Source organism: Niallia sp., assembly GCF_031978665.1.
Lineage (GTDB): Bacteria > Bacillota > Bacilli > Bacillales > Cytobacillaceae > Niallia.
Genome location: NZ_DALZDK010000001.1, coordinates 166,792 through 189,366, shown reverse-complemented (window position 1 = coordinate 189,366; position 22,575 = coordinate 166,792). Strand labels below are relative to the sequence as shown.

Sequence of the window (22,575 nt, the reverse complement as noted above, 5' to 3'; positions counted from 1 at the left end):
TCTTTTTGAAAGGTGGTTTTCATCTTGCTTATGAACACTACTTTTACTTGCGTTTTTTTGAAATGTGGTTTTCAGTTTGCTTATGAACGCCACTTTTGCTTGGTTCTTCTTGAAATCTGGTTTTCATCTTGCTTATGAACGCTACTTTTGCTCGATTCTTCTTAAAATGTGGTTTTCATCTTGCTTATGAACACTACTTTTGCTCGATTCTTCTTGAAATGTGGTTTTCAGTTTGCTTATGAACGCCACTTTTGCTCGGTTCTTCTTGAAATCTGGTTTTCATCTTGCTTATGAACGCTACTTTTGCTTGGTTCTTCTTGAAATCTGGTTTTCATCTTGCTTATGAACGCTACTTTTGCTCGATTCTTCTTAAAATGTGGTTTTCATCTTGCTTATGAACAAGAATTTCCACCTACTCTTTTTAGATAAATAGTATACGCGTCCAAATAAACTCCTTTATTTTACAAGAATAATAGAAACGAGGAATCTCATTGAAATACATAGAATTTGGTATTGGCAACAAATGGATTATTCGCACAGAAACAGAATTACAGGATGGGACAGAGTTTGAAGAAAAAGGAATAAAGAGGCCAATTAAATTCCACTCCCTCTATACAAGAGTCTGGATTAGGAAAACAGTGTTTATTATCGACTCAAAAGAAGGATTTAAAAAACGAAAAAAAGAACGGAATTCCTTAAAATTAATATTGGGGATAAAGAGCTTGTAGTCTTTCTTTAGGTGTAATTCTCCTTTAATCTTTTACTCTAGTATTCCCAAAAAGGAAAATCCCTCGATAATAACGAATACTATAAATAGTAATTAAACCATCACTTAAAGTACCTACCATTACTTTTATAAAGGGGTTTTTCTATTGAATCAAGCATTATTAATTATTGATGTTCAACAAGATCTTGTTGACGGGAATGCCGAAACAAATGAGATTTATAACAAAGCAGATTTATTAAAAACCATTAATCTTGTAATTGAAAGTGCTACCCAATTTAATGTGGAAATTATTTTTGTAAGAGATAAAGATGTTGCTGGAGGCGAAGGACCTGGATTTGAAATTCACTCAGACTTGAATATTCCTGATGAAGCAAAAATCTTTGATAAATATGCTACTAATGCATTCTATGGAACAGGATTACTAGAGTATTTGCGATCAAAGGATACTAACCATCTTGTTATTATGGGCTGTGAAACACCTTATTGTATCGATACCGCTGTTCGGACAGCAACCGTGAATCATATGGATGTAACATTAGTTGGAGATGGACATTCAACAACGGATTCACCTGTTCTTTCAGCAGAAAAAATTATTCAACACCATAATAAAATATTGCATGGCCATTATAATGTTGATCATTTTTCGATGGTGCGCGGATCAGCGGAAGATTTGTTTACGCCAATGCATGATAGTTACCGATAAGTTTTTTTGTAGAAAAAGAAGTAAAAAAATAATTACAATGATAAAAGCGATGCTATAAAAGGCTTTTGTCATTGTAATTTTTTGTAATTCCTTAATTTTCACTCTAACTCCCAAGCCCTCTTTAACAATTCTATCCCTGTTTCTATCTCCGGTTCCGTCAATCCACCATATCCAAGAATCACTTTTGGATTCCCTAAATATTCATTTTGAAAATAATAAGTGGATACAGGGTAAACTTTCACTCCAAAATCTAATGCCTTTTCTATTAATCTCCATTCGCTCCAATCACTTTTCACTTCTAAAACAATATGAAGTCCAGCATTTTCTCCAATCACTTCTACATTTCTTCCTAAATGTTCGTGAATCGCTTGGAGCAATACTTGCCGTTTTTTTCGGTATAATGTTCTCATTTTATTTAGATGGCTGTTCCAATGCCCATCTTTTATAAAGCGGTACAATGTATCTTGATGCATTCGAGAAACAGTCTGTTTATAGACAGTGAACTGTTTTTGATATGTCCTATATAATGTATTAGGAAGAACAGCATAGCTTATTCGCAGGGAAGGAATTAATGATTTAGAGAAGGTGCCTAAATAAATAATTTGACTATTGTTGGCCAATCCTTGAAGTGCAGGAATTGGCTTTCCTTTATAGCGGTATTCGCCATCATAATCGTCTTCTATAATAAAAGCACTATTTTTTTCTGCCCATTTAATTAATTCCAATCTTCGAGTAATTGGCATAATCATCCCATATGGAAATTGATGAGAGGGAGTTACATACGCTACATTTGCTTTACTTTTACTCAGCTGAGAAACATCCATGCCATTTTCATCAACTGGAATAGGTAGTGTTTCTATCCCCATATCTTGTAACACCACTCTAATTCGGTAATAGCCCGGATTTTCAAGCCCGTATACTTTATCCCTTCCTAGTAATAAACCAATTAAGCCCATTAACACTTGCGTTCCGGCACCAATTATTATTTGGTCAGGATGACAATTTACCCCTCTTGTAGCATATAAATGCTTGGAAATCTGTTCTCTTAAGTTAAACTCACCTTGTGGATCTCCATTCGAAAACCAGAAATTTTGATCTTCATATATCGATTGCATAGAGAGCTTCCTCCATATGTTATAGGGAAAATATTTACTTTCGACTTGCCCTGAGTTAAAGTCGATTTTCACCTCTTCTTGTTTATTTGTTTTCTTTACGATATGAATAGCTTTTGTTTGTTGCTGATTCTTAAATTCTTCATCAATTGTTAGCACATATAATCCTTTACGGGGAATACTTTCCACGTATCCTTCTGCACAAAGTTGATCATAGGCTGCTTGGACGGTATTTAAACTAATTTGCAAATGTGTCGCTAGCTTTCTTTTAGAAGGTAATTTTTCATTAGGTAAAATATGCTTCTTTCTAATCTCTTGCTTGATAAAGTCCGCTAATTGAATATAAAGTGGCTTACCACTATCCTTACGTAAAATCGGTGTTAACTCTAGCACAAAACACTCACCCTCCATTGAAACTGACACCATTAAAAAGTGCAAATCTGATACTTTAGATTATACCAGATTCCAATTATATTATAGATAAGAATGGAGGAATGAACATGATAAACGAACCATTAATTATTAAAGAATTAAGGACAGTAGATGAATGGAAAACAGCATTTCCCGTAATGAAACAATTGCGAACGAAATTAGATATAAATGTATATCTTGAATTAGTTTCAGACTCCGTCCAAAAGCAAGGTTACCGCTTGATTGCGCTTTACAATCAGAAAGAAATCGTAGCACTTTGTGGATTTATGCCAATGATCACTTTATACAATGGTAGATTTGTATGGGTATGTGAATTAATTACCGACAGACAGCATCGTTCGAAAGGTTATGGCAAAGTCTTATTAGAATATGTCCATCAGTGGGCTATCGATAATGACTATCCTATTGTGTCTTTATCTTCTGGCTTACAGCGAATCGATGCCCATCGCTTTTATGAAGAGAAAATGGAGTATGAGAAGGTTAGTTATGTTTATTTGAAAAGACTCTAACAAAAAGAGAAAAAGACTTTTGCTTATTGATGGCAAAGTCTCTTTTGCTATTACTTTTTAAATTATATGAAAATAACTCTTTTTCACGTAATTTTCAACTATTCTTTGAAAATGATTTAGATTAGATTTTCTCCAGCTTTTATTACTTTTATATAAGTACCTTTCTTTGCTTTATCATAAGCAACCCTATTCATCCCTTGTACCTTTTTCGAAAGACTTGAAGCACGCATTAATTTATTTTGATAGAAAATGGATGGGTCAATCAGTCGAACTTTGTTCTTTAAATAGATATCGTAATTTTCTACATCTTCTATCACTTCCACAGAAGGATGCAGCTTACCCAATAATTGCTGAATTTCCATATCCATCGATACACTTATTCGATTCATGAGTTCTTCATCTTCCCCTAGTAGGTCAGTGAACGTTATGATATTTTTTGCTAACGCCAGTATATTCGTTAAACGATCATACCCATAAATATTCAATGGATGCATAAAAAAACCGATGACTTCTTTGTAATAAGTTTCAACAAACCATTCTGCCGAATCCACGTTTTTCAAGCACATTTTCGCGTCCACAATTAGAACATTTTCTAAAAATTCATGTACTTCCTTTAATGTAATTTTTCCATAGGTATACATATCTCGTAATGTATAATCAACGCGATCAGCACATAATTCTGGCGCAGGCTGTTCCAGAATAGACCATTTGGAATCATCCACTATAAATTTCTCATAATCATAATTATATTTTTCTAAGATTGTAGGAATTTCGGAATCCTTAATAACAGAAAGAAAAATTGCTTCATGATAATTCTCATGCTGTTTATCTAAAACAAAGTCAACAACATGGGAAAATGCTGTATGAGAAACATCATGCAATAGTCCTGCAATTTGCTCTTCTATGGAACCTCCAAACTTTCGGATTAATAGCATAACGCCAATAGAGTGCTCATATCGAGTAATGTTCCAGTCTGTATTTACTAAATAACTTGCTCCTCCTTGATGAATGCCCTTTAGTCGTTGAATTGGCTTGCTTTTTATTAATTCTTCTAACACTTTTTCTACCTCAAATTCTCCGTATAGGTTATCCCATATAAGCACTGTTTTCTCCTTCTGTATGTATTTTCTTCAAAAAAATAATTCGATTATTTTTTTTTTATAAAGCCCATTGATATTACATACATTTTCATTCTATTTTTATATTTGATTATCTTATCAGCTTCTCCAGCTGTCTCTTATGTTTATCTGCTAATTCTAATAATCGAAATTCACCTAGCTTTAATTGTTCTAAAATATCACTCGCTTCTTTCCATGCTAAGTCATACTGTTCTTTCGAAATAGCTCTATCCCTAAATGCATCCTCCAGTTCGTCTTCATCCAGTAAAAATACTTCTTTAGATGGCAGTACTACAATGTCTAAAAATAAATCATCCATCCAAGGAACATTATTTTCTGTTCCATGTTCAAGACAGATATCAATATACCACTGTACAATATCACCATCTCCATTAAACATAGTAGTGATGGAGTGATTTTTATTTAATGGATACTGGTGAAGCCACATATAGCCATCATCAAGTATACAAACCTCTTTCTGTTTATACCTTTTCGTTACTGATTCCGCTACCTTTATGGAATGAAATAGTGACAAATATCCCGTAAACTCATCCGTTATTATAAACGTTTGCGCATATTGCTTTTCTAATATCCGTTTCCAACCCTTATGATTTCCGAATTTTCTTTTTACCGGCATACTCACCCATCCTATATCAATAGTTTATCCGAAACCACCCTGTCTCTTTCGGAAAGTCATCTCTACTTAATTGTCTACCCGTTATTAACTGGCGATAGGAAGTTATTGTCCCGTCATGTGAGACAATATAGATTTTCTTTTTTTTTAATCGAATACAATTTACTAAAAATTCTTCAGCGTGTCTTATAAATTCACCTTCTGTAGCTGTGTTAAATCCTATATTCCATAAAGATCCAGGTGGATTGCTATCTAGTTCAAAGGAAGGAAATGTATGTAGTATATTTTCCTTTTCCATCATTACATCACAAGGCAATGTGTGTTTATTCGCTAAGAGCGGGAACATTCTTGGAGATACATAGGGGGTTACTATTTTTCTGCAATCCACGCCATCAGTCCACAGCATTGCTGTTTGCATAGTTCTAACTAAAGGACTAATGAACACAATATCCTGAGTACTTAAAGGAAAACTGTCTTTTAGCTTCTTTGCTTGGCCCATTCCTTTTTTTGTAAGAGAAGGATTCCTTTTTTGTAGGCTAGTTGGGAGATTAAGTGTGTGTTCTCCCTCTCCATGACGAATAAAGATTAATTCCATTTAATCCCTCTTTCTTTTATAAAACTTATATTCACCGATTACTATTCTCTTCTCTGTCGCACCTTCTTTTTTTGCGATGTTTATATAAATCTCTTCACTTTCCCATATTGGATCAGCGAATGATAAGGATCACCATTTAACCCTAGTACCTCGCAAAAGGCTGGTTCTGTTTTGTAACCCTGTTTCTTTAGAGAAACTATTTCCGCTTTTATAGTTGGATTTATCCTTAAAATTGCGTGTTCAATAATCATATGGAGATAAGCATATTGTTGTTTAACCGGAATAGGCTGACCGAACAATTCGAATTCGAAGCCATCAAAATAGAAATTTGCTTTCATCACTTCCACTTCTCTAATCATTAATCTTTTCAGGCGAAAATGCTCCATTTCCCCAAAATACTCAGTTACAATCTGTTTAAAATGTTCAAATTCGTAGACTTCCATTATGATATCTAAATCAGACCCATCTATATCCACTCCAATTGGAATGGTTCCACAAAGAATTGGTTTATAAGAATGTAAAATTTCGTCTATTTTTAATTTCTTTAATGCTAAATATGCTTGTTGCTGCTTAGCATTTCCTTCTCGTAAATAATCTAGTTTATCAAACATTGAAAATTTCATATTTCATACATCTCATTTAAAGTTTTGCTCACGACTGACTGCATAGAAGATAACTTAGGATTACTTATCATATGTACCAACAAACTTTTCAGGAAATTCTTACAGTTTGCCACCAAAAACCAATAACTTTCTTCCTCTATTTGATTTCTATACTGGTGTAAATCATTTTTCATATTTATTATTAAGCCTTCTAACACTTCCTGCCCCAAACCGTTATCTATCATTTGTATAATAGGAACAATCATTCGTTCATCTTCATCATGAATATATACAGTTTCCGTTTGATAGATTTTTTGCCAAATCGCCTGCATTATTGCCGGGTATGTACTTTGATTTATTTTTTCACTTTTGACAAGTTCATCGAAAGCATCCGCTACATGCGCCATACTATGAGCCCAGCCTTTATCTTTCACATATCCTCTTACATCTTTTTCAAGGTTTACATAGCTGATCAATTTATCTTTAATTTCATTAACCTTGGCTTCTGTTAAAAAATCATTGCGATTATCTTGATAAAGAATAAGTGCAATTAGTAATGATGTGAAAGAACGAGTGAAAACAGAATCCGTATCCTTTTCACCAATTCCTTTAAACAAGAATTGATCACTTAAACAAAGCTCTAATATTTCACCTAATAGTTGGTCGTCTATTTTAGTTTCCAATATTAGCTGACAAAAGGTTTGATAAATCATGTTATCTCTAAGCTGGCTGTCTGGTGAACCAATATGTACAAGCATGGATATTACGATATGTTTTTTTTCAGCCCATTCTATCTCTTCAGATTTTCTATTTCCTAAGAAGTACTTCAACTCTTTTTCCTTCATAGGAATTATGTTTTCTAGTAGATTCAATTTCTCGCTCCTATCAAAAAAAGGGAGTAAATGTCCCTTTTCATCTCTTTACTTTATGCATCACAAACTGTGATTTACTTTTTTTTAATTCGTTCTTGTTGTAAAAGGCAATTAAGTCTTCCTCACAAAATAAACTAATGACATCAATATTGGATAATTCCTCTATCATTTTAGCAATAAGCTGTGTTCCAATTCCTTTTCTATTAAATGAGCTATGAATTACTACATCTTCTATAAATGCTCTAAAAATACCATCCGTTATTGCTCTGGCAAAGCCTATGAGCTTATTATTTTCCCATGCACCTACTGCTAATGTTTGGGATAACATTTTTTCCATATCTTGCTCCGTTCTTTCAATCCACCATCCTGTATCCTTATAAAGTCCAATCACCTCGCTAGCCTTTATTGTTTTCTCTTTAGATGTCAACAGTTCTATTGTCACGTCATTCCCCTACCTACTGCTATATTTGTTCACGTAATTTTATAAACTCTTCTTTCTTTAACTGGAATAGAACAATATCTGGATTACTATCATTAATAAGATTGAATCCATATTCCTTTAATAGTTTCTGTCCGGCAGTATTATTAATTGCCACTCGGTCAGCCATCACTTGTCCTCCAAATTCATAAAAGAAATAATTCAGAAATAAGCGAATCGCCTCTTTTGAAAAACCTTTTCTACGATATTTATAAGCTATTTTTATATTTAACTCCGCTAGGCGCTTTTCTTGGTCAAATCGATGGAAACTTACTTCCCCAACTGGAATATCTTCATAGGTGTAAATTAAGCAATAAAAGTTGGTTCCATCTGTTGGTTGAACCATTCGTTGATACCATTCCACTCTACGACTTTCCTTAAATTCAACTATACCACCAACGTCCATCATGGTATCTTTGTCAGCCCAAAGCCATTCCACAAATCCAAGTTCCTTCCATTCAGGCTGTTTTATATAGATCTTTTCTCCTAAACTTTTAAATAACATCGCTGAATTTCCCTCCTTATTACCTGCAAAAATTATAACATCAATCAAAAGGAAGAAAATTACTTTTTTTAAAAAATTCAGATATCCAATAAAGTTAAAAATGACCATCTATGACAAAGACCATTTTTACGAGGAAGAGATTTTTCTATCAAAAAATTCTTTTACTATTTTAGCTACCACTAGTGGTTTAACATCGATAGTCGATAAATCATCTATGTCTACCCACATAGGCAAATATGTTCCGCGATCTCGAGTTATTTCCGTAAATTCTTCTCCTTGACCTGTACCAATCATGCCGTTAATAATATCCGCTAAGAAAAAATACTGGATTCCGTTATATTCTATTTCTGCAAGGCATTCGTTTATTTTGACGGTTACGCCTAATTCTTCGAATACTTCCCGTTTAGCTGCTTGCCTAGGTGTTTCTTCTGGCTCGATGCCACCACCAGGAAATACATAATAGACAGAATTATTTCTAATTCTTTTTATAAGACATAGCTTATTATTTTCAATAATAACTACTGATCCTCTATTTCGCATAAAATTTTTGTCCCCACTTTTTAATTATATCGCTTCAATTATATACATAAAATGGAATTAAATATCTATAAAAGCTAAATTCTCATCTATTTTTCTAGTGTACTTACACAAACTCAGTAAAATTCTATCATTTCTGCAATGCTTATTAAATCGTACTCATTATTAACCCCTGTAATCGTATATTGATAGTTATTTGTTGTTATCATTAATTTTAGATCATTTTTCTCATGGATAAGTATTGCTAAATGATTATTAATGGTCATTTCCAGTTCCTTTTTTACAATGCTATTTCTACCATTACCTTGTATACCTTTTTGTTTTTTTTCCGTATATATGGATAGATAGCTTCCGCTTGATAATGGATAATCTGCATTTACTAGAATGGAATCCTTTACCTTCGTCGCACTTATTTTCGGTTCACCAGTTATCTTTAATGAAGATAATTTAAGTGTATATAGAGAATAGGGAATTCCTGCTTCCTCTGAAAGAAATACGGTGTTTTTATTTTCGACTCTCTTTTGTTCTTCCGCTGTAATAATGACCAATTCTTCTAGATCAGCTGTTTTTTCATCCATTGCGTTTATACCCTGAAATGTATGTAATAATGGAAATTCCATACGAATTAATAAAAAGAGAATAGTCGATGCTACGAAAATTGCGACGTAAGGAAATGGTTGAAGTTTATTTCGTCTCTTATTATGAGCTATCATCCTTTCCTCCAGCTTTATGAGTGTAGCCTCATTTCGTTTCTTATCCCAATAGATATCTGCTTCTAAATTTGTTAATTCAAAATCAAGCTGTTCTTTAAATGACTTTCCCATTTAACTCTCCCTCCTTTTTTAATTCTTTCTCCAATGCTCGAATTGCCCGAAATAAAGTAGATTTCACCTTGCTTTCTGACCATCCTAAAATCACTGCCGTTTCTTCTATAGAAAACTCCTTCATTTTCCTTAGAATAATAACCTCTCGATAGGATTTTCTTAATGAACTTATTGCATGATAAAGATTCAGCGATTGCTCCTTCATTTGTAAAATCTCTTCTGGCAATGGACAATCATCTTTTTTTAGTAAAAAGGCTTCTTTTAAAAGTATTAACGGCTTCTTTTTTCTAATCATATCAACGGTAAGATTATGAGCAATTCGGTAAAGCCATGTTTTTTCACTTGATTGTCCTTTAAAGGTATCCAAATGAAGAAATGCTTTAAAAAAAGTCTCGTTTGTTAAATCTTCTGCCTGCTGATAATCTTGAATCATTATTAGGATATATTTAAAAATAGCATCCCCGAACTTTTCATACCATTCTAAGATGATTTTATCTTTCTCATTCTCCAACTTTTTCCCTCCCTTTAAAAAGTTCTATATATAGACGGATGAAAGTTTTAAAAGTTTTACTTTTTTATAATGTTTTTACAAAACAAAAAAGTGGAGTCCTTCAAATAGGTCCACTTTCGGTAATACTCCGTTTATATCAATACCACTAATTTCCTCAATCGTTTCATCGCAGAATGAACCGTAAGTCGATGATAAGAGATCAATTGATTCCTATAAACCACTCCATAAACGCCATATGGAGTAGGAGACAGCTTTAATAATTCTTCTCGTGTTTGTAGATGTTGGATTTCAGCTTTTATATCTAGCTTTGTTGCTGCTTCTATTACATTATCGATTGCTATATCTATATAAGGACATTGCTCTGTACGAAGAATGGTTAATTGGTTGTTATAACGAGTTAGCCGTTCTTCCCAATCATTAGGAAAATATGGGTTTGGTGCATCTTCCATTTTGTAGACTAGTAACTCAAATCCATATGGAGCATGCTCTACTTCAACAAAGTCGTTTTTTATAAAAACTTCTTTACTCGGCGTCCAAGAGGTTGATGGATTTGTTATAACAATAACACCATTCTTTTTATGGTCTTTAGCATCTTGAATAACCTTTTCAATTAGTTGAGTGGCATACCCTTTACCAGTTATATTAACCCATAGGCAATGAATAACGTAGTAATTTTCCCCATATACTACTCTTGAGGAATGTTCTATTGGCGTATATTCAATAAAACCAGCCAGCTTTTCATTCTCTAACAGTTGAATGTATTTTAATCCTTGTCCAAACTGATCTATTAACCAACCTTTTTTTCCTTGATAACCTGTAGACTTCGGTTTGCTTCTTAAACAATAACAGACCTTTTCTTCAATATTTTCCGTTGATAATTCGATAAACTCAATTTTATCCAACGTTTTCTCCTTCCTATTATTAATATTTCCCTTCTGATTTCAGTAAACAATAAAACCGTTCTACACCTGGATATTTTTCTCCCAAACTAGTAATAGTAAATCCATTATTTTTATAGAAGTTGACAGCATCCGTATCCGTTTCAGCATATAGTTTACTGATAGCATGCTTTTTTATTACATACATAATCAAATTTGTTCCAATCCCTTTCCCCCTTTGTGTTGGGGAAACAGCAATATGTTTTATTTCAACTTTATTTGAATCTGTAAGGTTAATGCCGATACATCCCTCTATTACACTATCCTCCACAAAAGCATATAACTTACTATTTGGTGATTGAAGATATGTATCATATGCATGGTCTACCCTCTTTAAGGAAGTAGCATATGCTAGTAGCTTTATGATATGTTCACGTTTATCTTCTACTTTTATTTCGATTATTGTTTTTCCCAATGTATTTTTTCTCCTGGTTATGTAATGATAGGAACCTCTTTTTTAGATAATAAATCCTCGAAAATCATTCGATGGTCTTTAAATAATGGTTCAGGTAAATATTCCATTTCAAAAAATTTATTAGCTAGTGATTCTCCATTTTGCGCTATTAATTCCCCTGTAAAATCTTTACAAGTGAAAACTACTTGTACCATGGAGACCTGATCTCCATTAGGAAAAGTCTTATCATATTGAGGTCCTGAATAAAGAGCAAATAACTCCAAGCTACCTAGTTTTAACCCCGTTTCTTCAAATACCTCTCTTCTTGCAGTATCTTGAATTGTTTCTCCAAGCTCCATAAAACCGCCAGCAATCCCCCACTCTCCATTATCAGAACGCTTTTGTAAAAGAATTCTATTTTCCTTATCAAAAACTATCGAACCTGCAACCACCATAATTATTTTCTCTTGACCTACCATTGATCTTATATGCTGAATATAATCCATACAATGCCTCCATCAATTTATTATGTATTTGGTATAAAACCTTGATTTTCACTCATAGAGAAAAGGAAAATGTGAATCAAAGATTTTCCTTTTATGTACACTCCTATGAATTATTTATCCTGCCTATGCATTAAATCGCCTTCTAATACAATCTGAGCTGTATCATTAACCATTTCTACAACTGTGAGACTAGTATCGTAAATAAAAGGAGGTTCCCAAATTTTCTCGATTGGCAAGTCTTTAAAAATAGCCAGTAGTACTTTTATCACTACTGAATGAGTAACAAGGAGGATATTACCGGATGAATACTTGTCTTGGATTTTTTTCAAAGCTTTAGATATTCTGTTTTTCACTTCAAAAAAATCTTCTCCATCAATGGATTTATACTGATGAGGAGCATTCCAAAAGAAGTCGAATTGTTCTGGATAATTATCTTTTAAATCAGCTAATGTTTCTCCTTCCCATATCCCCATATTGATTTCTTTTAAATAATCATCTAAAATAAGCGGAATCTTTCTATCCCCTTTAATTAGATTCGCTGTTTTTATGGTTCTTTGACTTGGGCTCGTATGAATAGCCTCAAACTCAATCTCTTTCAATCTATTTCCTAATAATATCGCATTCTTTACACCATTTTCCGTTAACGATGAATCACTCCATCCTTGCATCCTTTTCTCTATATTCCATTTTGTTTCTCCATGTCTTGTTATGTAGAGGGTAAGCATTATTAGATCTCTCCTAACTCTAATAAAAAAATCAAAATAGTTACTTTTTACAATAAACTTGTATTATAACTATACAAAAAGCTACCAGTTACTTCCTGAATATTCCTTCTATTAATCACTTTATCAAATTTCACCCGTTTATAGAAAGAAGAATCAATGATATTCTATAAATAAGTTAAAATACAGAGGTGAAAGGCTTGAAGATATTAAATTTTGGTTCTTTAAATATTGATAAGGTATACACTGTATCTCACTTCGTTTCTGCAGGAGAGACTTTATCTTCTACTAATTACGAAGAATTTCCTGGCGGGAAGGGACTAAATCAATCCATTGCACTTACTAAAGCAGGGGCAGAAGTATACCATGGCGGCAAGGTTGGAAAAGATGGACTGTTTCTAAAAAATTTTTTATCTGATGAAAATGTAAATACGGATTGGATTGACGAGAATGGAAGCACGACAGGTCATGCCATCATACAAGTTTCTTCTACTGGGGAAAATTGCATCCTTTTATTTGGTGGAGCAAATAAAGAAATAATGATAGATCAAATTAATCGCGTCCTTGCAAATTTTTCAACGAACGATATTCTCCTATTGCAAAACGAAATTAACCATTTAGAATACATAGTGGAAACAGCACATAAAAGAGGCATAAAAATTGTGCTTAACCCTTCCCCAATTGATGAGAGTTTGACAACATTAGATTATTCTAAAATAGATTACTTAATTTTAAATGAAATTGAAGCAAAATCTATTACAGGTGAAGATTCAATGGAGAAGATTTTTCAACAGCTTCTATCCTTAAACAATCAAATGAAAATCGTTTTAACATTAGGTACCGAAGGAGTCATTTATAAAGATAATTCACAAGAGTTTAGTCAAGCAGTCTATAAAGTCAATACGGTTGATACTACTGCGGCTGGAGACACATTTTTAGGATATTTCTTAAGCCAGATTTCTCTGCATGCCGACATAAAGAAAGCTCTTCAAATCGCTTCAAAAGCAGCATCTATTGCTGTAACACGTAAAGGTGCCGCTTCATCCATCCCTACTTTGAAGGAAGTTATGGAATCTATTTAAATATATTAAGCCTTATCAAGGGACAATCTTCAAGACGACAACGAATGAGATTATCCTAGCAAAAAAATACATAATCCACTCTGATCTTATATCCCATAGTGAATCATGTATTTTTTTGCTTTCTGTGCTTCTTTTATTATTCTAGGTGAAATTTTTTATCAGCTTGCATTGAAGCTAAGTAATAAAAATACCGATCAAAAGAAGCTGGAAAACGATATTCGAAAATATAAATTGAAGAAACTTAATGAAAAAGAATATCTTTTGTATTATAAGCATTTGGATTATTAAGAGAGGAGCTGCGCTGCGGGGTCTCAGCCTTTCCTCTACTTCCCGCAGGAGTCGAGTGTCTTCCGCTCCATTTCACTCCGTTTTTAAAGCCTATTTCCTAAAAAAACATTGTTTTTCCAAGAAAAAATGAATTAGTAGGAAATATGGAGCAGCCTGAATACACGGAGACTCCTGTGGGATTAGCGAGACAGCCTGAGACCCTGCAGGCCAAAGGCAGACCGCGGTTTTAGCGCGAGCCCCACGGAAAGCGGAGCGTATTCAGGCTGCGGGTGATAACAACTGAAACAGCTTTTTTACAAGTTAATTAAAAAGCCAAACAATCGTACGAAATTTCGTGTAATTGTTTGTCTTTAACTTGGGCTGGAATACTTTTGTCTCAGCCTTAAGTAACTCTCTCTTATTAAACCGTCTTAAAAAACTTTATTTACAAATGCTACTACCTTTTACTAACAGGAATCCAAATTTCGCAGGCTACTTTAGGAGATTGTAAATCTTGACTTTTAATCGATAAGATTTCTGGCCCTTCCATTTGTTGATAGCCTGAAGATGGAAACCATTCGGCATAAATATTTCCCCATGTTTTCTGTACCGTTTCTGGAAACGGCCCCTCCGACTCAAACACAGCCCAAGTAAGACTAGGCACTTCTAAAGCTGTGAAGCCATCTTGACAGGAATTCGAAGTAGCTACACCGATATAATGATCAAGCATCCCTTTTTCCATCATCCTTTCTTCAGAGAAATTTGTAGATGCTTGAATAATGCCTCTTGGTTCCACATTTGACAATTGTAATAGTTCACTAATCTTCTCTCGCCCTAACTGCTTCCACATCCCATTAATCTCCGGGTTCTCTCCTTCAAAAATAATGGGTACTCTCTTCATTATCCCTACTATATGAAATGCTTCTTTTTCTTCGATTCGGTAACTCATTTCACTGCCTCCTTTAATCGTTAATTGGAAGGACATTCGAGGATATGCTTTCAATGCATTTCCTGTTATTTTCGCTTCAGATGGCGTAATTCCTTGAAAACGATGAAAAGCTCTTGTAAACGAATCTGGTGACATATATCCATATTTAATAGCGATATCAATGATTCTTAAATCGCTATTTTTCAAGTCAAATGCTGCAAGCGTGAGCCTTCTATTTCTTATATATTCTGTTAAGGAAATTCCAGCAAGAAACGTAAACATCCTTTTGAAGTGATACTCAGAACAAAGAGCAATCCTCGCAACTTGCTTCATATCTATTTCTTCGGACAGATGGTTTTCGATATATTGAAGTGCTTGATTCATCCTTTTCATCACATCCATTTCATGACCTCCCCTTCTTTATAAAATTAACAAAAAAATTCAATGCTCTTCCGACTTTTCTTGTACATTACATGCATGGTTTTAAAGCACTATTGAAATTTCTTCAAAACTAATTGTTTATTTTCAATTTCATATATATAATCTGCAACTCGCTCTATAAATGCATGATCATGGGAAACAAGAATGACTGTTCCTTCATATGATTTTAAAAATCGCTCTAAAGCTTCGATGCAATAAATATCTAAAAAGTTTGTCGGCTCATCTAAAAATAAGACATTATATCTTCCTAGAAAAAGCTGACATAATGTTAATCGAATAGCTTCTCCCCCGCTTAATTGGCAGACATTCTTTTTTAAATCATTTCCTAAAAAATTCATCGAATGCAGAACAGAACGAATTTTACTTTCTCCATAATCACTCTTTTCTTTCATATAATCCATGACTGATTGGTTCTTTATAAATTGATAGGCCATTTGCTTATACATACCAAGTACAGCCTTTGGAGAAATGGTAACTCCATCTTTTTGATGAATTATATAGTTTAAAAGCGTTGTTTTCCCTGAACCATTATTTCCAGTAATCACAATATTCTTCCCTAATGGAAATTGAAAACTTATGTCTTTTAGCAGTATTTTTTCTCCTGCTTCCAATGTAATTCTGTCGCCCATAATTGGAAACTTATTATGCATGGTAAGAGTTTCAGACAGATGAAATCGCAACTGTTGCTCACCTTTAGGAGCTTCTACTACTTTCAGTTGTTCTACTCGCTGCTCGATCGCCTTTGCTGCTCGTTGAACTGCCTTTTGACTTGTATCCTTTGATTTGGTCATATACATTTTATTGGCTTTTGCCCTTGTTTCCTTTTTAGAAATATGACCATTAGCCTGCGTGATTTTATCAGCCTTTTTTCTTTTTTCTTCGGCAGCATTTAAAAGTCGAGATTTCTCCTTTACATACTTTTCATGTTGCTCCCCCTGTTGTTTCCGCTGAAGTTCCTTTAGGTCCATATAATCTGAATAATTCCCTGTATACTCAGTCACCTTCCCATCCTCAACTTCCCATATTTTTGTTACTAGTTTATCAAGAACAGCTCGGTCATGACTAACAAGAATAAGTGCACCATAGTAGTACTCTAATTCCTCTAGTAAAAACTGTTTCCCCAACATATCCAAATGGGTTGTTGGTTCATCCAATAATAAGCCTTCCTGGTAGCTCGAAAAAACCTCTGCTATTTTTAGCCTCGTTAACTCTCCTCCACTAAAATTCTCCATTTCCGTTTTAGGGATGGAAAGTTTTCCGATTAAGTCATACTCTACTTCCTTTGTCTCTGGTGAATTTAATTGATCAAAATAGGCGAAATCTACAAAACTATTTATTTGTCCTTTCTCTGGCAGAATCCTACCTGCCATTAATTTTAGCAAGGTACTCTTACCAGCTCCATTCTTCCCTACAATACCAATTCGATCAAACTGATGGACAGATAATCTTGGTATTGTTAACACAATCCGATCTAAATACGTAACTTCTACATGTACTAATTCAAGACAAACTTTTTCCATTATTTTACCCTCCATTGGTTATTTTCCAATAAAAAAATCACAGGCGAATGTCCTGTGATTTAGAGTAAAGGGAAAAAACTACCTTTTTAAATAGAGTTAAAGGGAAATGCCCTGTTAAAAAAGGCAAATTAAAAAGGCAGACGTATCTACCTTTTAACAAGCATTCCATATAAATACAACTCAGCGCTTACTGAAATTGTCCGGAAATACACCAATAGAAATATCGACTCTATTGATGTATTCCCATATGCAATGAAGATTATTAAAAAAGGACAGACTAATCCCGCTTACTCTGTATTCACAAAACAGAGCCTTTGAACATATTCAATTACTTGTTCAAAGCTAGGAAACGTAGTCTCATCGAATGTGTCATTTTTTAATAATCCTCCTTTATCAAATTACAATTTAAATTATAAAGAGAATAATAGTGAATGTCAAAAGCAAAGTTTTTTGAAACTTTATGATTTACAATTAAAAAAAAGATTCGTTTCAGCCTTTACCTCTTCAATGATACTATCCTTCCTCTCTAGCAAAGTTAGTAAGGCATCTTGAACATAGCCATTTTCAAATGTTTGCAAAGGAAGTGGGAGTTCCTCTTGATCTAAAATATAAGAAGTACCATCCGGCTTGACAACAACGTCGATAATTAAATCTTCAAACAAAACAATATTATCTTGAATAACATTTTTTCTTACAATATTAAAATAAGCTCCTAAGTACTTTCCGCTCGGTTCTCTCCAAAAATATAAATTATATGGCTGATCCAACCAATAGTACGCGAAAGTGTATGCTCCAATAGGAATTATTAGTTTATGATTATTCTTACTCATAACAAATGATTTCTCTACTTTATGCAAGAGTGTAATTTTCATCTTATCCAAATTAAGTAGCTTACATCTATACTCCACTATGGAAGAATCATAACGAATTTTCCTTTCAATTATCGTCTTTCCATGCTTTAGCTTCGATTCTATCATTCTTTCATCTCCCGTTTAGACTGATACAAACCTACTATTAACTTCTTTCCCATCATATAAGAAAAACAAACACATATAAAATTACTTTAGTTTCTTAGAGGAATATTAAATGTTATAACCATGGTAATATATAAATAACATAAAAGCTATTTATAAAAGGAGCGGGAGAAATGTATGTAAAAATTTACGAATACCATATAAAAGAAGAGAAGATTGAGGACTATTTAAGCATCCAAGAAAAAGCTAGCAAAATTTATAAAAAACACATCGAATCGAAAACAACCTACTTACAAAGTAACGAGGATCCGACAAAATGGATGGAGATAACGACTTATAACAGTGAGGAAGATTATCTTAAAAATATTGCCATTATCAATAAAAATGTAGAGATTCAAGTATTATTCAATAAATTTCAGGCGTTACTTTTACCAGGAAATAATCTGATAAAAGAAGAAGATTTCACTAAAATTACAGGCGTAAATTAAGCTCACGTTTTTCAAAATTGATGATATGATTAAATAAAAAGGATGCTTAAAAGCAATAGCATCCTTTTTATTTAAAATCCTTCCAGTTCATCGAATTTTCATTAAGCAGCTCTTCAAAGCTTTTATTTTTCTCTCTTTGTCTGCGTTCTTCTCTTTTTCTTTCTTCTTCCGCTTTCAGCTTTGCCTCTTCTTGCTCTTTCAGCTCTTGCTTTTTATTTTTTAGTTGAGCCGCTAATTGCTCATTCAATAGGTCACCTAGTGTAACCGGCTTATCCTGCTGTTTTTCTTTTTTGGTATTTTTCCGTTGTTTTGCCATATGTTTATCCTCCAACTATCCGTTCTTACAATGTAAGCTCAATGGTTTCATCTAACTCGACTTCAACATTCCCTTTAATTGCTCTAGTAATCATGCAGCTTTCTTCTGCTTTTTGTGCAAGTTTTGCTGCAAGCTTCATGTCTTTTTCAGTTGCCTCTTTTTTAAGTACAATCTTTGGGCGATGGATAATTTTTTTATAGGTAAATACACCGTTTGTTACATCCACCACTGCCTCTGATTCCAATGTTAAGCTGTCCTTTTCAAGACGGCTTCTTTCCATCATTGCCGCAAGCGTAATAATAAAGCATGTTGCCGCAGCTCCTAGAAGCATTTCATCCGGATTTGTACCGACACCAGGTCCATCCATTTCTTTCGGAATCGATATTTTTGTTTTTAAATTACCGCTTTCAATTGTACCAATATCATTACGATAGCCTGGCCAATCTGCTTTTAAATAAAAATGATGTTCTGCCATAATTCAACCCTTCTTTTTACTATGCTGTATGTATAATAACATATTTTTTAACTCAAGTTATAGGAGAGAATTGAATACAGCATAAATTATCTTGCTAGCATCATCATTCTAATTTAGGAGGGATTTTAATGAGTCAAAAACGAGTCAAAGGTTATAGTCAAGCTGGGAAACCGAATGCTGATATGGTTAAACAAACAATTGCAGCAGAGGATTTGGATAAAGCAATTCATCCGACAAAGAGACAAAACTCCAAACAATAGTTATTTTTGCTGCACCTTCTAACATCCTTTAAAAGGTGCAGCATTTTCTTTGTATCCTTCTCCTTATCTCTGATGCCAAACAGCTTTGGTAACTCATTTTCCACATTGTAACCATTTAATCATTCCTGCATATGATTTTTTATCATAGGCGCTAATCCTTCCACGTCTATTTTTTTATAATTGAAGAGACTGTCTATTTTGTTTCTCTATGGAGAAGTGATACACTCAAATTAGTTTCTGCTAAATTTCTGTACTTACTGGAGGAATCGGTTTGAGAAAGCTGTTTCGTTATCTATTTTCTGTTTTATTGTTTATTACATCCATTGGGGTATACTGTTCCAATCGATTAATGTATATGAAGAAAAAAGACAATGACTTTATTTTAAATAGAGAGAAAGAGGCTGGCAGATATGATCCTGTTTCTTTTGAAAATTTAACTAAACAAGAAATTACGCTCCCATCCCCTTATGGCTATGACTTAAAAGCAATCCTAGTGGAACCTTTTCAAACAAAGAAATATATGATCATCTCACATGGTGTTACGGAAAATAAAACAAGTTCCATCAAATATATGAACCTATTTTTAGAAAGAGGGTATAATGGTATCATTTATGATCATCGCAGACACGGAGAATCAGGCGGGAAAAATACAAGCTTTGGTTACTATGAAAAATTTGATCTAAAGCAAATTGTAGACTGGGTAAAGAGAGAGAAAGGGAAGGATATTATTCTGGGCATCCACGGGGAATCGATGGGTGCTGCAACGATGATTCTTTATGCTGGAGGAATAGAGGATGGTGCTGACTTCTATATTGCTGATTGTCCATTTTCCGATTTCAACAAACAGCTAAATTATCTAATTAAACAGGAAATAAAGCTTCCAGGAAAAGTATTTATCCCCATTGCTAATTTATTTCTGCGAGCCAGAGCTCGCTATTCCATAAAAGATATCTCGCCTATTTCCGTTATTGATAAGATAAAAAGTCCGATGTTATTTATCCATAGCCAAAAAGATGATTTTATTCTGCCAGCAATGACGCAAGAACTTTTTGACAAAAAACAAGGTCCCAAAAAGTTATTTTTTGCTGTAAATGGCTTTCATGCGCAAAGCTACAATGAAAACAAAGAAGCTTATGAGAAGGCAATTGATGACTTTTTAGAGGAATATGTTGATAATGCTTGAAGCAAAGGAGATATGCTTAATTTAGCATGTCTCCTTTGCTTTTTATATCTTAAATTGTTTGATTTTATCTTGTAAGTCGGATGCTAATTGTGCTAATGATGTTGATGAAGCCGCTATTTCCTGCATAGATGCGACTTGCTCTTCTGTAGCTGCAGAGACGTTTTCCGTACTTGCTGCCGCTTCACTCGCCATGCTGTTGACTTCCGTAATAGAATGATTAATTGCATTTGTATGCTCTTTTAATTGCTCAAGCGATTCCCTTACTTCCTCTACTAATGAAACTAGTTCCTTTACAGACGATTCAATATTCTCGAAAGAATTACCAGCTTCTTGAACGATATCAATGCCTGCTTCTACGTCATTGGCAGCTGTTGCCATCGACAGAGAAGTATTCTTTGAATCTGTTTGAATTTGACTAATTAGACTCGTAATTTTCTCTGCAGACCCTGCTGTTTGTTCGGCTAACTTTCTTACTTCATCGGCAACAACTGCAAAACCTTTTCCTTGCTCCCCAGCTCTTGCCGCTTCAATTGCAGCATTCAATGCTAGTAGATTTGTTTGCGAAGAAATATCTGTTATTACCATTGTAATATCTCCAATTTCATTAATTCGAGACTCTAATGTTGCAATGGATTGAGCTAGCGTCGCAACATTATTATTAATCGATTTCATTTGTTTCGTTACTTCCGAAATACGTCTCGCACCTACCGCTGATACACCTGACGTTTGTTCTGCTGTTTCTGCTACTTTTTTTGCGCGATCTGTAATGCTTCCAGTTGTTTTATTCACACTATGGATTCCTTTTGAGCTAGATTCCATTAATGTCATCTGCATTTCTGAGTTTTCCGCAAGCTCCTGTATCGTTTCCGAAATATGCTCACTTGCTCTACTGCTTTCTTCTGAGCTTGAACTCAATTGTTCAGAGGATGCAGCAAGATGATGAGACGTTTCCGATAAAGTCACAATAAGCTCCTTCATCCCGTCAGCCATTGTATTATAGCTATTAGAAAGAGATCCTACTTCATCCTTGCCAATATAGGCAGATCTTTCCGAAAAATCTCCTTGTCCGCCTTTTTCCATTAGCTTTTTTAGACGTTTAATTGGGTTGACAATCATTGAAGAAATATATAAACCAAATAATACGGCAAGCGCTACAGCAATAATGATAATTCCTGAAGTTATAAGAATCATCGTTGTATAATGACTATCATTTTCTTTTGAAATCCGTTTCGCTTCAGCCTGGTTTGCCTCTTGAAGTTCATCCAATTGACTATTAATGACATTTCTTTTTGATTGTAGATTTGTAGTATACAAGTTATACGCTGAGTCATTAAAGTTATTGATTGCTAAAGAGACAACTTGATCTTGCAAGTCTTCGAAACCATTATAAGTATCTTTAAATATCTTATAAGCATCTGCCTCTTCCTTAGAAAGTTCAATTCCATCTAGTTTTTTTATATATTGCTCAGACTCTTCCGTATTCGTTTTTATCGCGTCTAATAGTTCCTGATTTCGTTTTTCATCCTTTGTTATCATTAACTCGATAACATAACTATCATTTATGCGATGATAGTTTTGTATTTTTGCAATATATGTATTGGGTAATAGCTTCTCCTCATACATTTCTTGTGAATTATCAGCCATTTCCTTCATCCCGTACATTCCAAATAATCCGATTAGAATTAATGCAATTGCGCTAAACATAATAATAATCAGTATTTTTTTGGAAATATTGATGTTTTGTAAAAATCTCATAGAAGCTACTCCTTTTCTTTATCTAATTCTCCATTTTTTATCGACATATATCGACAAAACTTTAGAGTCTTATCAAAAAAATAAGCATTTTCTTATGAAAAGATATTAGAGTACGAATAGTAATATCATCAAAAGTTTTACACATATACAGTTCGTTCCTTTCATCT

29 protein-coding genes are annotated in these 22,575 nt (G+C 33.8%); 7 read left to right on the top strand and 22 right to left on the bottom strand.

What is annotated here, in order from left to right; genetic code table 11:
* The first annotated feature begins 491 nt into the window (after positions 1-491).
* On the top strand, positions 492-728 hold the full coding sequence (locus RTL21_RS00980) for a DUF3977 family protein (RefSeq protein WP_312092395.1): 237 nt from the start codon (positions 492-494) through the stop codon (positions 726-728).
* Between the two features lie 144 nt (positions 729-872).
* Entirely contained in the window at positions 873-1,430 is a 558-nt protein-coding gene (locus RTL21_RS00975; protein ID WP_312092393.1) for a cysteine hydrolase family protein, read from the top strand.
* A gap of 98 nt (positions 1,431-1,528) precedes the next feature.
* Here the strand turns inward: RTL21_RS00975 and pdxR are convergent, their stop codons facing one another.
* On the bottom strand, positions 1,529-2,935 hold the full coding sequence (gene pdxR, locus RTL21_RS00970; protein WP_312092391.1) for a MocR-like pyridoxine biosynthesis transcription factor PdxR: 1,407 nt from the start codon (positions 2,933-2,935) through the stop codon (positions 1,529-1,531).
* Between the two features lie 107 nt (positions 2,936-3,042).
* Between pdxR and RTL21_RS00965 the strand changes: the two genes are divergently transcribed.
* Positions 3,043-3,483, top strand: coding sequence for a GNAT family N-acetyltransferase (locus RTL21_RS00965; protein ID WP_312092389.1), 441 nt, complete (start codon positions 3,043-3,045; stop codon positions 3,481-3,483).
* 116 nt (positions 3,484-3,599) lie between these two features.
* Here the strand turns inward: RTL21_RS00965 and RTL21_RS00960 are convergent, their stop codons facing one another.
* The 14 genes from RTL21_RS00960 to RTL21_RS00895 all read right to left on the bottom strand — a co-directional run bounded on the left by RTL21_RS00960 (position 3,600) and on the right by RTL21_RS00895 (position 12,722).
* Positions 3,600-4,586 (bottom strand): HD domain-containing protein, encoded by a 987-nt coding sequence (locus RTL21_RS00960; RefSeq protein ID WP_312092387.1) that lies wholly within the window; start codon positions 4,584-4,586, stop codon positions 3,600-3,602.
* A gap of 106 nt (positions 4,587-4,692) precedes the next feature.
* Positions 4,693-5,238 carry a ribonuclease FAU-1 family protein gene (locus tag RTL21_RS00955; RefSeq protein ID WP_312092385.1) on the bottom strand — a complete coding sequence of 182 codons (546 nt, stop codon included), beginning with the start codon at positions 5,236-5,238 and terminating at the stop codon, positions 4,693-4,695.
* Positions 5,239-5,254: 16 nt separating this feature from the next.
* A complete protein-coding gene (locus RTL21_RS00950) occupies positions 5,255-5,830 on the bottom strand; it encodes a histidine phosphatase family protein (protein WP_312092383.1) in 576 nt (191 codons plus the stop codon).
* Positions 5,831-5,910: 80 nt separating this feature from the next.
* The gene (locus RTL21_RS00945; protein WP_312092381.1) at positions 5,911-6,453 is read right to left on the bottom strand and encodes a DUF4269 domain-containing protein; all 543 of its coding nucleotides are present in this window, start codon (positions 6,451-6,453) and stop codon (positions 5,911-5,913) included.
* Positions 6,450-7,277 carry a DUF2785 domain-containing protein gene (locus tag RTL21_RS00940; protein WP_312092379.1) on the bottom strand — a complete coding sequence of 276 codons (828 nt, stop codon included), beginning with the start codon at positions 7,275-7,277 and terminating at the stop codon, positions 6,450-6,452. Before RTL21_RS00940 ends, RTL21_RS00945 begins: the two co-directional genes overlap by 4 nt.
* Before the next feature lie 67 nt (positions 7,278-7,344).
* Positions 7,345-7,746 carry a GNAT family N-acetyltransferase gene (locus RTL21_RS00935; RefSeq protein ID WP_312092377.1) on the bottom strand — a complete coding sequence of 134 codons (402 nt, stop codon included), beginning with the start codon at positions 7,744-7,746 and terminating at the stop codon, positions 7,345-7,347.
* Positions 7,747-7,765: 19 nt separating this feature from the next.
* Positions 7,766-8,287: a GNAT family N-acetyltransferase gene (locus tag RTL21_RS00930; protein WP_312092376.1), complete on the bottom strand. Its 522-nt coding sequence runs from the start codon at positions 8,285-8,287 to the stop codon at positions 7,766-7,768.
* 126 nt (positions 8,288-8,413) lie between these two features.
* Positions 8,414-8,827, bottom strand: coding sequence for an NUDIX hydrolase (locus RTL21_RS00925; RefSeq protein WP_312092374.1), 414 nt, complete (start codon positions 8,825-8,827; stop codon positions 8,414-8,416).
* A 113-nt stretch (positions 8,828-8,940) separates the two neighbouring features.
* Positions 8,941-9,648 (bottom strand): hypothetical protein, encoded by a 708-nt coding sequence (locus tag RTL21_RS00920; protein ID WP_312092372.1) that lies wholly within the window; start codon positions 9,646-9,648, stop codon positions 8,941-8,943.
* Complete coding sequence (locus tag RTL21_RS00915; RefSeq protein WP_312092370.1) at positions 9,632-10,159, bottom strand: RNA polymerase sigma factor; 528 nt, start codon at positions 10,157-10,159, stop codon at positions 9,632-9,634. Before RTL21_RS00915 ends, RTL21_RS00920 begins: the two co-directional genes overlap by 17 nt.
* A 131-nt stretch (positions 10,160-10,290) precedes the next feature.
* Positions 10,291-11,061, bottom strand: coding sequence for a GNAT family N-acetyltransferase (locus RTL21_RS00910; protein ID WP_312092368.1), 771 nt, complete (start codon positions 11,059-11,061; stop codon positions 10,291-10,293).
* A gap of 19 nt (positions 11,062-11,080) precedes the next feature.
* On the bottom strand, positions 11,081-11,512 hold the full coding sequence (locus tag RTL21_RS00905; RefSeq protein WP_312092366.1) for a GNAT family N-acetyltransferase: 432 nt from the start codon (positions 11,510-11,512) through the stop codon (positions 11,081-11,083).
* A 17-nt stretch (positions 11,513-11,529) separates the two neighbouring features.
* Positions 11,530-11,997 (bottom strand): NUDIX hydrolase, encoded by a 468-nt coding sequence (locus tag RTL21_RS00900; RefSeq protein ID WP_312092364.1) that lies wholly within the window; start codon positions 11,995-11,997, stop codon positions 11,530-11,532.
* A 110-nt stretch (positions 11,998-12,107) separates the two neighbouring features.
* The gene (locus RTL21_RS00895; RefSeq protein WP_312092362.1) at positions 12,108-12,722 is read right to left on the bottom strand and encodes a histidine phosphatase family protein; all 615 of its coding nucleotides are present in this window, start codon (positions 12,720-12,722) and stop codon (positions 12,108-12,110) included.
* A gap of 197 nt (positions 12,723-12,919) precedes the next feature.
* On the opposite strand from RTL21_RS00895, the gene RTL21_RS00890 reads away from it, so the two are divergent.
* Positions 12,920-13,801, top strand: coding sequence for a ribokinase (locus RTL21_RS00890; RefSeq protein ID WP_312092360.1), 882 nt, complete (start codon positions 12,920-12,922; stop codon positions 13,799-13,801).
* A gap of 724 nt (positions 13,802-14,525) precedes the next feature.
* Here the strand turns inward: RTL21_RS00890 and RTL21_RS00885 are convergent.
* From RTL21_RS00885 to RTL21_RS00875, 4 genes are all read right to left on the bottom strand, one after another.
* Positions 14,526-15,398 carry an AraC family transcriptional regulator gene (locus tag RTL21_RS00885; RefSeq protein WP_312092358.1) on the bottom strand — a complete coding sequence of 291 codons (873 nt, stop codon included), beginning with the start codon at positions 15,396-15,398 and terminating at the stop codon, positions 14,526-14,528.
* Between the two features lie 89 nt (positions 15,399-15,487).
* Positions 15,488-16,957, bottom strand: coding sequence for an Msr family ABC-F type ribosomal protection protein (locus RTL21_RS00880; RefSeq protein ID WP_312092356.1), 1,470 nt, complete (start codon positions 16,955-16,957; stop codon positions 15,488-15,490).
* A 328-nt stretch (positions 16,958-17,285) separates the two neighbouring features.
* On the bottom strand, positions 17,286-17,330 hold the full coding sequence (locus tag RTL21_RS23190; protein WP_145999722.1) for an erythromycin resistance leader peptide: 45 nt from the start codon (positions 17,328-17,330) through the stop codon (positions 17,286-17,288).
* Between the two features lie 85 nt (positions 17,331-17,415).
* The gene (locus tag RTL21_RS00875) at positions 17,416-17,934 is read right to left on the bottom strand and encodes a DUF402 domain-containing protein (protein ID WP_312092354.1); all 519 of its coding nucleotides are present in this window, start codon (positions 17,932-17,934) and stop codon (positions 17,416-17,418) included.
* Positions 17,935-18,104: 170 nt separating this feature from the next.
* Between RTL21_RS00875 and RTL21_RS00870 the strand changes: the two genes are divergently transcribed.
* Positions 18,105-18,419, top strand: coding sequence for a hypothetical protein (locus RTL21_RS00870; RefSeq protein WP_312092352.1), 315 nt, complete (start codon positions 18,105-18,107; stop codon positions 18,417-18,419).
* A gap of 67 nt (positions 18,420-18,486) precedes the next feature.
* Here the strand turns inward: RTL21_RS00870 and RTL21_RS00865 are convergent, their stop codons facing one another.
* Both RTL21_RS00865 and RTL21_RS00860 read right to left on the bottom strand, forming a co-directional pair.
* Positions 18,487-18,735 (bottom strand): YqkE family protein, encoded by a 249-nt coding sequence (locus RTL21_RS00865; protein ID WP_312092350.1) that lies wholly within the window; start codon positions 18,733-18,735, stop codon positions 18,487-18,489.
* A 25-nt stretch (positions 18,736-18,760) separates the two neighbouring features.
* Positions 18,761-19,210 carry an OsmC family protein gene (locus RTL21_RS00860; RefSeq protein ID WP_312092348.1) on the bottom strand — a complete coding sequence of 150 codons (450 nt, stop codon included), beginning with the start codon at positions 19,208-19,210 and terminating at the stop codon, positions 18,761-18,763.
* Positions 19,211-19,338: 128 nt separating this feature from the next.
* Between RTL21_RS00860 and RTL21_RS00855 the strand changes: the two genes are divergently transcribed.
* Both RTL21_RS00855 and RTL21_RS00850 read left to right on the top strand, forming a co-directional pair.
* Complete coding sequence (locus tag RTL21_RS00855) at positions 19,339-19,470, top strand: hypothetical protein (protein WP_312092346.1); 132 nt, start codon at positions 19,339-19,341, stop codon at positions 19,468-19,470.
* A 271-nt stretch (positions 19,471-19,741) separates the two neighbouring features.
* Positions 19,742-20,653: an alpha/beta hydrolase gene (locus RTL21_RS00850; protein WP_312092344.1), complete on the top strand. Its 912-nt coding sequence runs from the start codon at positions 19,742-19,744 to the stop codon at positions 20,651-20,653.
* 42 nt (positions 20,654-20,695) lie between these two features.
* On the opposite strand, the gene RTL21_RS00845 is transcribed toward RTL21_RS00850, so the two are convergent.
* Positions 20,696-22,408 (bottom strand): methyl-accepting chemotaxis protein, encoded by a 1,713-nt coding sequence (locus RTL21_RS00845; RefSeq protein WP_312092342.1) that lies wholly within the window; start codon positions 22,406-22,408, stop codon positions 20,696-20,698.
* Positions 22,409-22,575: the final 167 nt, after the last annotated feature.

Excerpts from the sequence above, each read along its gene's own strand:
- RTL21_RS00950 (WP_312092383.1), bottom strand. The coding sequence starts at position 5,830 with ATGGAATTAATCTTTATTCGTCATGGAGAGGGAGAACACACACTTAAT.
- RTL21_RS00895 (WP_312092362.1), bottom strand. The coding sequence starts at position 12,722 with ATGCTTACCCTCTACATAACAAGACATGGAGAAACAAAATGGAATATA.
- RTL21_RS00875 (WP_312092354.1), bottom strand. The coding sequence starts at position 17,934 with ATGATAGAATCGAAGCTAAAGCATGGAAAGACGATAATTGAAAGGAAA.
- RTL21_RS00855 (WP_312092346.1), top strand. The coding sequence starts at position 19,339 with ATGAGTCAAAAACGAGTCAAAGGTTATAGTCAAGCTGGGAAACCGAAT.
- RTL21_RS00920 (WP_312092372.1), bottom strand. The coding sequence starts at position 9,648 with ATGGGAAAGTCATTTAAAGAACAGCTTGATTTTGAATTAACAAATTTA.
- RTL21_RS00860 (WP_312092348.1), bottom strand. The coding sequence starts at position 19,210 with ATGGCAGAACATCATTTTTATTTAAAAGCAGATTGGCCAGGCTATCGT.
- RTL21_RS00865 (WP_312092350.1), bottom strand. The coding sequence starts at position 18,735 with ATGGCAAAACAACGGAAAAATACCAAAAAAGAAAAACAGCAGGATAAG.
- RTL21_RS00955 (WP_312092385.1), bottom strand. The coding sequence starts at position 5,238 with ATGCCGGTAAAAAGAAAATTCGGAAATCATAAGGGTTGGAAACGGATA.
- RTL21_RS00940 (WP_312092379.1), bottom strand. The coding sequence starts at position 7,277 with ATGAAGGAAAAAGAGTTGAAGTACTTCTTAGGAAATAGAAAATCTGAA.
- RTL21_RS00845 (WP_312092342.1), bottom strand. The coding sequence starts at position 22,408 with ATGAGATTTTTACAAAACATCAATATTTCCAAAAAAATACTGATTATT.
- RTL21_RS00925 (WP_312092374.1), bottom strand. The coding sequence starts at position 8,827 with ATGCGAAATAGAGGATCAGTAGTTATTATTGAAAATAATAAGCTATGT.
- RTL21_RS00880 (WP_312092356.1), bottom strand. The coding sequence starts at position 16,957 with ATGGAAAAAGTTTGTCTTGAATTAGTACATGTAGAAGTTACGTATTTA.
- RTL21_RS00945 (WP_312092381.1), bottom strand. The coding sequence starts at position 6,453 with ATGAAATTTTCAATGTTTGATAAACTAGATTATTTACGAGAAGGAAAT.
- RTL21_RS00930 (WP_312092376.1), bottom strand. The coding sequence starts at position 8,287 with ATGTTATTTAAAAGTTTAGGAGAAAAGATCTATATAAAACAGCCTGAA.
- RTL21_RS00900 (WP_312092364.1), bottom strand. The coding sequence starts at position 11,997 with ATGGATTATATTCAGCATATAAGATCAATGGTAGGTCAAGAGAAAATA.
- RTL21_RS00870 (WP_312092352.1), top strand. The coding sequence starts at position 18,105 with ATGTATGTAAAAATTTACGAATACCATATAAAAGAAGAGAAGATTGAG.
- RTL21_RS00965 (WP_312092389.1), top strand. The coding sequence starts at position 3,043 with ATGATAAACGAACCATTAATTATTAAAGAATTAAGGACAGTAGATGAA.
- RTL21_RS00885 (WP_312092358.1), bottom strand. The coding sequence starts at position 15,398 with ATGGATGTGATGAAAAGGATGAATCAAGCACTTCAATATATCGAAAAC.